The organism is Saccharothrix sp. CCNWYY140 (assembly GCF_037401995.1).
GTDB lineage: Bacteria > Actinomycetota > Actinomycetes > Mycobacteriales > Pseudonocardiaceae > Actinosynnema.
Genome location: NZ_JBBEGC010000196.1, coordinates 1 through 9,523, shown reverse-complemented (window position 1 = coordinate 9,523; position 9,523 = coordinate 1). Strand labels below are relative to the sequence as shown.

The following is a 9,523-nucleotide window of genomic DNA, read 5'->3' as shown; positions in this document are numbered from 1 at the left end:
CGGTGGGGGAACCGAGGCCCTCCACTTGTAGGTAACACCTACCGCGCGCTCCGCGCGCGAAGACCGCGCTGCGCGCGCGAAGAACGGCCGCCCGTGCGCGTGCCGGAAAGTCTTGCTGTGTCGTGTCGTGTCGTGTCGTGCCGTGCCGGGAAAGTCTTGCCGTGCGCGTGGAAAGCCTCGGTGAGCGCATCCGGGGATTACCGCCGGGGTTGCCGCCGGAGTGGCCGCTGCCCAGCGCCGAACAACGGGGAGCCGCCCCGGTGAGGGCAAGATCACCGATCACCAATTGAGACCACTGCCCGAACGGTTGACCGCCCCTCCGCCCCGCGGGCAGCATCGGGCGTTCCTGGGTGGCGGATCGGTGGGAGCGGGCATGGGGGTCGATCCGCAGGCGGGGCTTGCGGGGGTTCAAAGGGGTGTGCCTCGGTCGTCTGCCGAGTTGGTGGAGCGGTTGACCGAGTTGGCTCGGTTTGCCAGTCGGTGGTCTGATCTGGTCAGTGAGCTGCAAGAACCCACCCGACGACTGGTTGGTTCGGCTGCTGCGGCGTCCGTGGCGGTGGCTGCTCGGCGGGCTGAGGAGGCCTTCCTGGAGCTTGAGGTCACGCTGGGTGACGCTCAAGCCGCGCGGCGGTCATTGCCCTCGGTGGGGCTGAAGAGCGAGGATGACCAGCCAATGGTCTAATCGCCGACGCCGTCGAAACCGCATTGGAATTCCATGACGTCAGGACTTCCCTGTCCGATCTGTGAAGGGCCGGAACGCCGCGGGGCGCTGGAGCGCAGGCTCCGCGTCCTCGCCGTGGACGACGAGGCGCCCGCCCTGGACGACCTCGTCTACCTGCTCGAAGCGGACCCGCGGATCGGGCACGTCGAAGGCGTCACCGACGCCACCAAGGCGTTGCGCACGTTGCACGCCGGGCAAGGGGTGGACGCGGTCTTCCTCGACATCCGGATGCCCGGCCTGGACGGGCTGGACCTCGCCCGCGTGCTGTCGCGGTTCGCGCAGCCCCCGCCGATCGTGTTCGTCACCGCGCACCAGGAGCCGGCTGTCGAGGCGTTCGAGCTCAAGGCGCTGGACTACCTGCTCAAACCGGTCCGGCCGGAACGGCTGGCCGAGTCCGTGCACCGGATCGTGCACGAGGTGCTGGACCTCAAGACCGCCGAACCCGCCCCGGCACCCGCCGAGAAGACGCCGGAGGTGGGTGACGAGGTCATCCCGGTCGAGTTGGGCGGCATCACGCGGTTCATCCGGCTGGCCGACATCCGGTACGTGGAGGCCCACGGCGACTACGCCCGACTGCACACCGCGACCGGCAGCGGGCTGGTGCGGGCCGCGCTCAACGGGCTTGAGGAGCGGTGGCGGTCGGCCGGGTTCGTGCGGATCCACCGCAGTCACCTGGTCTCGCTCGGGCACATCGACGAGCTCCGGCTGGAGGACGGGCACCTGAGCGTCAACATCGGCGGCGCGGTGCTGCCGGTCAGTCGTCGGCACGCCCGGCACCTGCGGCAGCTGCTGGTCCGACGCAACCGGCAGCCGTCATGACCACGCCCGACAAGCCGACCCAGCGGGTCGTGGTGACCAGTCCGCGCACCCGTGCGCCGCGCGTGCCCCGGCCCTATCCGGCGTCGCGGGAGATCGACGAGCAGAGCGAGCTGGGCGCGGTCTACATGCGGTCGCTGATCCGGACCCAGCGGCGGCTGGGGCTGCTGCTGTGCGCGGTGGTGGGTGGGAGCGTCGCGGCGTTGCCGTTGGTGTTCACGCTGGTGCCGACGGCCGGGTCGCAGCGGCTGGTGGGGCTGCCGCTGCCGTGGCTGCTGCTGGGTGTGCTCGTGTTCCCGGTGTTCGTGCTGGCCGGGTGGTTCTACGTGCGGCAGGCCGAGCGCGGGGAGCGGGAGTTCGCGGAGCTGGTGGAACGTTCGTGACCAGCTCGTACGGCATCATCGCGGTGCTCGTGGTCGCGTTCGGCACCGTGCTGGTGGGCACCTACGGGCTGCGGATCTCCCGCACGACCTCGGACTTCTTCGTCGCCTCGCGCACGGTGTCGCCGTGGTGGAACGCGTCGGCGATCGGCGGGGAGTACTTGTCGGCGGCGTCGTTCGTGGGCATCGCCGGCCTGATCTTCGCGCACGGGCCGGACATGCTGTGGTTCCCGGTCGGCTACACCGCCGGGTACCTGGTCCTGCTGGCCCTGGTCGCGGCCCCGTTGCGGCGCAGCGGGGCGTACACGCTGCCCGACTTCGCCGAGGCCCGGTTCGGGTCGCCGACCGTGCGCGCGGTGGCCAGCGTGATCGCGTTGGGCATCGGGTGGCTGTACCTGCTGCCGCAGTTGCAGGGCGCGGGCCTCACGCTGCACACGCTGACCGGCGCGCCGGACTGGGTGGGCGCGCTGGTGGTGGCCGTGGTGGTCACGGCGAACGTGATCGCGGGCGGGATGCGCAGCATCACCTTCGTGCAGGCCTTCCAGTACTGGCTCAAGCTGACCGCGATCACCGTGCCGGTGGTGTTCCTGATCGCCGCGTGGCACGCGCACGGCGCGCGGGACCTGTCCGGGCCGGAGTTCCCGGTGTTCCCGCGCGAGACCACCGTCTCCTTCGACACCAACACGTCCGTGCGCGTCGAGCAGCCGGTGGAGTTCGTCGGTTCCGGGATGGTGGACGGGGCGGAGGTCGACGGGCCGGCGGGGTTCGGGGCGGGCGAGCACACCATCGCGGCGGGTTCGCGGCTGGTGTTCCCGGCGGGCGCGCCGGTGCCGCACGTGACGTCGATCCCGTTCAACAGCAACGAGACGTGGGCGCTGCCGCTGCGCGGCGGTGACGACTTCCCGCTCTACGCGGTGTACTCGTTGATCATCGCGACCTTCCTGGGCACGATGGGCCTGCCGCACGTGATCGTCCGCTTCTACACCAACCCCAACGGGCGGGCGGCGCGCCGGACGACGTTGATCGTGTTGGGGCTGCTGGGGATCTTCTACCTGATGCCGCCGATCTACGGCGCCCTCGGCCGCCTCTACACCCCCGAGCTGCTGATGACCGGCGACACCGACGCGGTGGTGCTGGTGCTGCCGAGCCGGATGGTGGACGGGGTCGGCGGGCAGCTGCTGGGCGCGTTGGTGGCGGGCGGGGCGTTCGCGGCGTTCCTGTCCACGTCGTCGGGGCTGATGGTGTCGCTGGCCGGGGTGTTGAGCCGGGACGTGCTGCGGTTCCGGGGCATCCGCGGGTTCCGGGTGTCCACGGTGCTGGCCGTGCTGGTGCCGTTGAGCATGACGTGGCTGGTGGGCAAGGTGCCGGTGGCGGACATGGTGGGGCTGGCGTTCGCGGTGGCGGCGTCGTCGCTGTGCCCGTTGCTGGTGCTGGGCATCTGGAGCACGCGGATCACCACCGTGGGCGCGGTCGCCGGGATGCTCGCCGGTGGCGTGCCCGCGCTGGTGGCCGGCCTGGTGACGATCAGCGCGGGCGGTGGCAACGTGTTCCTGGCGCGGCCGGCCGCGTGGACCGTGCCGCTGGGGTTCGTCGTGATGTACGTGGTGTCGCTGCTGACACCGCGCAAGGTGCCACCGGGGGTGAACCACGTGATGGTGCGGTTGCACGCGCCGGAGAACCTGGGTCTGCGCAGTCAGGACCGGATGTGAACGGCCTGTGGACGGCCGGGGCGATACTGCTCGCGGGCCTGGCCGTGGTGATCACGCTGTGGCGGACGTCCCGGGCCCGCAACGACTTCCTCACCCACGAGCAGCGGATCACGTTCGAGACGCTGCACACCGCGTGGTCGGCCGCTCCCCCGCTGCGCGCCGGGCTGGTGCCGGACGCGGCGAAGAAGTCCGCCAAGCACCTGCGCACCCTGCTGGGCACGCCCGCGCTGGCGTTGACCGACGAGACCGAGGTCGTGGCCTGGGAGGGCGGCGGCGAGCACCACGCGGCCGACGCGATGGGCCTGGCGCGGGAGGTGTTCGCGACCGGGCGGACGCGGGCGTTCGACATCACGTGCGGTTCGCCGGACTGCCCGGTGCACTCGGCGGTGCTCGCGCCGCTGACCGTGGAGGGCCGGGTGGTCGGCGTGCTGGCCGCGTACAGCCGGGAGCCGTCGGCGGGCCTGGTGCGGGCCACCAACGAGGTCGCGCGGTGGGCGTCCGGGCAGCTGGAGCTGGCCGAGCTGGACCGGTCGCGGACCCGGCTGGTGGAGGCGGAGGTGCGGGCGCTGCGGGCGCAGATCTCGCCGCACTTCATCTACAACTCGCTGTCCGCCATCGCTTCCTACGTGCGCACCGACCCCGAGAAGGCGCGCAGGCTGCTGCTCGACTTCGCCGACTTCACGCGGTACTCGTTCCGCCGGGCGGGTGATTTCACGACCCTGTCGGAGGAGCTGAAGTCCATCGACCAGTACCTGGCGCTGGAACGGGCGCGGTTCGGCGAGCGGCTGAAGGTGACCCTCCAGATCGCGCCCGAGGTGCTGCCGGTGACCGTGCCGTTCCTGTGCCTGCAACCGCTGGTGGAGAACGCGGTGCGGCACGGCATGGAGGGCAAGGTCGGTCCCGGGCACATCACCATCCAGGCGGCCGACGCGGGCGAGGAAGCCCACATCACCATCGAGGACGACGGCATCGGCATGGACCCCGAGGCCCTGCGCCGCACCCTGGCCGGTCAGGTCGGCGAGACGGCGGGCATCGGCCTGGGCAACATCGACGAGCGGCTGCGCCGCTGCTACGGCGACGACTACGGCCTCGTCGTGGAGACCGCCCAGGGGCTGGGCACGAAGATCAGCGTGCGGGTGCCCAAGTACCAGGCGGGCGTGCACGCCTAGACCAGGTGCAACGCCCTGGTCCCGGCCTCGGTCAGGCGGGCCGGGACCCACGTGCCCAGCGGTGCCCGGGTGGTCGGCTCGATCAGGCCCTGGCGGACCAGGACCCGTGCGGACGGGTGGTCGCAGAAGGGGAGCGAGTCGATCCTCAGGTCCGGTTCGCTGCTGCACGTCAGCTCGACGCGGTGGGCGGCCGTCGCGCGGAGCAGGGCGACCTCGCGTCTGGACAGTTCTGGCATGTCGGGTACCTCCTACCAAGGAAAACGGGTGGTGCGCGGCTCCCGGTTCACCGAGGTAGTCGGGCGGACACCACGCAGGATCAGCCGGCGGCCTTCGTGCCCCTCCGTTCGGCCGCGTCCAGGACCAGGCGCAGCCACTCGCCGTCCGGGGTGTCCAGGACCACCCGGCGCAGGCGCAGCCACAGGCCCAGGTCGGTCCACTCCTGGAACCGCCGGTGGACCGTCGGGACCGTGACGCCGAAGGTCGCGGGCAGGTGGCGCCACGCGCAGCCGCTGGTCAGGACGAAGACGATGGCCGTGAAGATGGCCCGGTCGGACACCCGGCCGCGCCCGCCGCCCTGCCTGCGGACCTTCGCGGGCGGGATCAGGGGCTCGACGGCCGCCCACAGGGACGAGGGCACCAGGCGGGCCGCCAGCTGCTCGATCACGTCCGCGTGCGCGGGTTTCGGGGGCGCCTCGGGGGCTCGGCGGACCCAGGGTTCCTGGCGCTGGAGGTCGCCGCGCTGGCGGGCCCGCAGGAGGGTCGCCAAGGCCGCCTCGTCGCGCCTGGGCGCCACCGCCGGGTACGGGTGCTGCTGGACCTGGCGCGCGATCTCGGCGCCCACCGTGCGGCCGAACGCGGGTCGAACGTCGTTGGTCATCGGGTCCTCCGCCGCAGGACTGTCGTGATGCCCATCACGCTAGGAAGCCGAACACGTGACGGGTAAGCACCGAGCCGCCGAACGGGACCAGTCAGCGTCGCGCGGCCCCCCGGGCGTCGGCCAGCGGTGCGCCTGGTGCGACGAGCGGGCGAGCGGTCGGTTCGGTGACGGGGCTCGCACACGCTCCGCAGGCCGATACCCTCGACAGCGTGACGCCGCGCCTGCTAGCCACCAGCGACCTGCACGTGACCTACCAGCAGAACCGCGACTTCGTGGCCGAGATCCGCCCGCACTCGCCGGACGACTGGCTGATCGTCGCCGGTGACGTCGGCGAGCGGTTCGACGACATCGAATGGACCCTGGCCACGCTGCGCAAGCGGTTTCACACGGTCGTGTGGTCGCCGGGCAACCACGAGCTGTGGACGACCAAGGACGACCCGGTCCAGTCGCGCGGCGAGGTCCGGTACAAGCAGCTGGTGGAGCTGTGCCGCAGCCTGGACGTGCTGACCCCCGAGGACGAGTTCGCGGTGTTCGAGAGCGGACCGGGCGGTCCGGTGGCGGTGGCGCCGCTGTTCACCCTCTACGACTACACCTTCCGCCCGCCGGGCACCACGGACAAGGCGTCGGCGCTGGCCGTGGCCCAGGAGGCCGGGGTGGTGTGCACGGACGAGTACTTCCTGCACCCCGACCCGTACCCGAGCCGGGAGGCGTGGTGCGCGGCGCGCGTCGAGGAGACCGAGCGGCGGCTGGCCGCGGTGGACCCGGCGCTGAAGACGGTGCTGATCAACCACTGGCCGCTGGTGCGCGACCCCACGTTCATCCTCCGCTACCCGGAGTTCGCCCTGTGGTGCGGCACCGAGCGGACGGCCGACTGGCACGTGCGGTTCCGGGCGGCGGTGGCGGTGTACGGGCACCTGCACATCCCGCGGACCATCCGCAAGGACGGCATCCGGTTCGACGAGGTGTCGCTGGGCTACCCGCGCGAGTGGCAGCCACGCGGGTGGACGCGGGCGCCGCTGCTGGACGTCCTGCGAGAAGGGGACGCCCGGTGATCGAGGACATCCTCCCGGCCGGCGTGGCGGCCGTGGACACGTTCGAGGACTTCGACGTGCCGCTGTTCCCCGAGGAGGAGGAGCACGTCGCCAAGGCCGTGGACAAGCGGCGCAAGGAGTTCACCACCGGCCGGCACTGCGCCCGGCTCGCGCTGGGCCGCCTGGGCTTCCCGCCCGTGCCGCTGCTGCCCGGCGAGAAGCGGGCGCCGGTGTGGCCGGACGGGGTCGTGGGCAGCATCACGCACTGCAAGGGCTACCGGGCGGCGGTCGTGGCGCGGACGGGCTCGATCCGGACCGTCGGCATCGACGCCGAGCCCAACGAGCCCAACCCGGACGGCGTGCTGGAGGCCATCGCGCTGCCGCCCGAACTGCGCGCGATGGCGGCCCTGGCGGCGGCGAACGGCAAGGTCTGCTGGGACCGGCTGCTGTTCAGCGCGAAGGAAACCGTCTACAAGGCGTGGTTCCCACTGGCGCGGACGTGGCTGGGGTTCGAGGATGCGGAGGTGACCATCAACCCGGACGACGGCACCTTCACCGCGCGCATCCTGATCGAGCCGCCGGTGGTGGGCGGGGTGCCGCTGGACGGGTTCACCGGTCGCTGGATGGCGCGGGAGGGGTTTGTGGTCACCGCTATCGCGGTACCTGCCTTGACGACCTAGGAGGCGATCATGGGCGACGAGGTGGCAAGGCACGAGTTCACCCGCGAGGACCGCACGCGGTACCGCACCAAGGTGCGCCGGTGCCTGGACGTCTTCGCCCGGATGCTGCGGGAGTCGAGGTTCGAGTTCGACCGGCCCATGACCGGGCTGGAGATCGAGCTGAACCTGGTCGACGAGGCGGGCGACCCGGCGATGCGCAACGCCGCCGCGCTGGAGGTCATCGCCGACCCGGACTTCGTCACCGAGCTGGGCCAGTGGAACCTGGAGATCAACGTCGCGCCGCGGCAGCTCACGGCGGGCGGGATCACCGAGTTCGAGGAGACCGTCCGGCGGTCGCTGAACGAGGCCGAGCACAAGGCGCGGGACGTCGAGGCCCACATGGTGATGATCGGCATCCTGCCGACGTTGCAGGCCAAGCACATGGCCCTGGACGCGCTGTCGGGCAACCCGAGGTACGCGCTGCTCAACGAACAGGTGCTCGCGGCGCGCGGCGAGGACATCCAGATCGCCATCGGCGGGGTCGAGAAGCTCCAGATGACGGCCGACTCGATCGTGCCGGAGGGCGCCTGCACGTCCACGCAGTTCCACTTGCAGGTGTCGCCGGACTCGTTCGCGTCGTACTGGAACGCGGCCCAGGCCATCGCCGGCGTGCAGGTGGCGGTCGGGGCGAACTCGCCGTTCCTGCTGGGCAAGGAGCTGTGGCGGGAGACCCGGATCGCACTGTTCCAGCAGGCCACCGACACCCGCAGCGACGAGCTGAAGGAGCAGGGCGTCCGGCCGCGGGTGTGGTTCGGGGAGCGGTGGATCACGTCGATCTTCGACCTGTTCGAGGAGAACGTCCGGTACTTCCCGGCGTTGCTGCCCATCTGCGACGAGGAGGACCCGTTGCAGGTGCTGGAACGCGGCGACACACCGTCACTGGGCGAGCTGAGGTTGCACAACGGGACGATCTACCGGTGGAACCGCCCGGTGTACGACGTGGTCCGCGACCAGCCGCACCTGCGGGTGGAGAACCGGGTGCTGCCGTCCGGTCCCACGGTGGTGGACATCCTGGCCAACGGGGCTTTCTACTACGGGCTGGTGCGGATGCTCGCGGAGGAGGAGCGTCCACTGTGGAGCCAGATGTCCTTCAGCGCGGCGGAGGAGAACTTCGTCTCCGGCGCGAAGATGGGGATCGACGCGCAGGTGTACTGGCCTGGGCTGGGGACGGTGCCGGTGGCGGAGTTGGTGTTGCGGCGGCTGTTGCCGTTGGCGCACGAGGGGTTGGTGAAGCTGAAGGTGGATGGTGCTGAGCGGGATCGGTTGTTGAGCGTGATCGAGCAGCGGTGTCTGACGGGGGTCAATGGGGCCACGTGGCAGGCACGGACGTTCCACCGGCACTACGACCATTCGGCTTTGGACCGGCCTGAGGCGTTGCGGCGGATGCTGCGGACTTACCGGGACCTGATGCACAGCAACGAGCCTGTGCACACGTGGCCGGTGGGCTGAGGGGGTTTGTGAGCGCACACCGGACCTTGGTCCTCCGCCACGGCTGATCGAGGAGCCGTGAGCTGACAACATGGTGCGATGGGTGCAGTGGATTTGGGTGAATTCGCCGTGCGGCGCGCGAGTGAGTCGGACGCGGAGGCGCTGGTCGGGATCGACTCGGTTGTAGCCGAGGATGACGGCCGGCGGCGGGCGAGCATCCTGAGGTGGTGCCGGGAAGGCCTGGCGGCCGTGGCCGAGGGCGCGTCCGGACCGGTGGGCTACTGCGTGGTGGAGTACACCTTCTTCGAACAGGGCTTCGTCACGATGCTGATGGTGGCGCCCGGCGTCCGTGGCCGGGGTGTCGGTGCGCGTCTGCTTGAGTCGGCGGAGAAATCCTGCACGGCTCCGAAGCTGTTCACCTCGACCAATGTGTCCAACCAGCCGATGCAGCGGCTCCTCCAGCGCGTGGGGTGGAAGCCGGTCGGCCTGCTGCACGGGCTGGACGAGGGTGACCCCGAGTTGTTCTACCTGTGCCCGCGGTGACCGGCCTCTGTGGTCCTCGCCGCGCGGCTGATCTTGGCGCGCGTAGCGCGGTTGTTCGCGCGCGGAGCGCGCGGTAGGTGTCACCTACAAGTGGAGGGCCTCGGTTCCCCCACCGTATGGCCTGCCCGAA

General features: G+C 71.0%; 9 protein-coding genes and 1 pseudogene. 8 read left to right on the top strand and 2 right to left on the bottom strand.

Going from position 1 to position 9,523, the window contains the following annotated elements; translation table 11 throughout:
- Positions 1 to 715: 715 nt before the first annotated feature.
- The 4 genes from WBN91_RS37780 to WBN91_RS37765 are packed head-to-tail and all read left to right on the top strand — an operon-like array spanning position 716 to position 4,795.
- A complete protein-coding gene (locus tag WBN91_RS37780) occupies positions 716 to 1,540 on the top strand; it encodes a LytR/AlgR family response regulator transcription factor (protein ID WP_337729087.1) in 825 nt (274 codons plus the stop codon).
- Positions 1,537 to 1,920 (top strand): hypothetical protein, encoded by a 384-nt coding sequence (locus tag WBN91_RS37775; RefSeq protein ID WP_337729088.1) that lies wholly within the window; start codon positions 1,537 to 1,539, stop codon positions 1,918 to 1,920. The genes WBN91_RS37780 and WBN91_RS37775 overlap by 4 nt, the downstream gene beginning before the upstream one ends.
- Positions 1,917 to 3,626, top strand: a complete 1,710-nt coding sequence (locus tag WBN91_RS37770; protein ID WP_337729089.1) for a sodium/solute symporter — start codon at positions 1,917 to 1,919, stop codon at positions 3,624 to 3,626. The genes WBN91_RS37775 and WBN91_RS37770 overlap by 4 nt, the downstream gene beginning before the upstream one ends.
- Positions 3,623 to 4,795: a histidine kinase gene (locus WBN91_RS37765; protein WP_337729090.1), complete on the top strand. Its 1,173-nt coding sequence runs from the start codon at positions 3,623 to 3,625 to the stop codon at positions 4,793 to 4,795. The genes WBN91_RS37770 and WBN91_RS37765 overlap by 4 nt, the downstream gene beginning before the upstream one ends.
- Here the strand turns inward: WBN91_RS37765 and WBN91_RS37760 are convergent.
- Together WBN91_RS37760 and WBN91_RS37755 are read right to left on the bottom strand one after the other, a co-directional pair.
- The gene (locus WBN91_RS37760; protein ID WP_337729091.1) at positions 4,792 to 5,031 is read right to left on the bottom strand and encodes a hypothetical protein; all 240 of its coding nucleotides are present in this window, start codon (positions 5,029 to 5,031) and stop codon (positions 4,792 to 4,794) included. The two genes, WBN91_RS37765 and WBN91_RS37760, sit on opposite strands and share 4 nt — an antisense overlap.
- A 92-nt stretch (positions 5,032 to 5,123) precedes the next feature.
- Positions 5,124 to 5,459, bottom strand: a pseudogene (locus WBN91_RS37755) (transposase); the annotation flags it as partial.
- Positions 5,460 to 5,881: 422 nt separating this feature from the next.
- Between WBN91_RS37755 and WBN91_RS37750 the strand changes: the two are divergent.
- The 4 genes from WBN91_RS37750 (at position 5,882) to WBN91_RS37735 (ending at position 9,393) form a co-directional block, all read left to right on the top strand.
- A complete protein-coding gene (locus tag WBN91_RS37750; protein ID WP_337729092.1) occupies positions 5,882 to 6,724 on the top strand; it encodes a metallophosphoesterase family protein in 843 nt (280 codons plus the stop codon).
- Positions 6,721 to 7,383 carry a 4'-phosphopantetheinyl transferase family protein gene (locus WBN91_RS37745; protein ID WP_337729093.1) on the top strand — a complete coding sequence of 221 codons (663 nt, stop codon included), beginning with the start codon at positions 6,721 to 6,723 and terminating at the stop codon, positions 7,381 to 7,383. Before WBN91_RS37750 ends, WBN91_RS37745 begins: the two co-directional genes overlap by 4 nt.
- Positions 7,384 to 7,392: 9 nt before the next feature.
- Positions 7,393 to 8,871 carry a glutamate--cysteine ligase gene (locus WBN91_RS37740; RefSeq protein ID WP_337729094.1) on the top strand — a complete coding sequence of 493 codons (1,479 nt, stop codon included), beginning with the start codon at positions 7,393 to 7,395 and terminating at the stop codon, positions 8,869 to 8,871.
- Positions 8,872 to 8,949: 78 nt separating this feature from the next.
- Entirely contained in the window at positions 8,950 to 9,393 is a 444-nt protein-coding gene (locus tag WBN91_RS37735) for a GNAT family N-acetyltransferase (RefSeq protein WP_337729095.1), read from the top strand.
- The last annotated feature ends 130 nt before the right edge of the window (positions 9,394 to 9,523 follow it).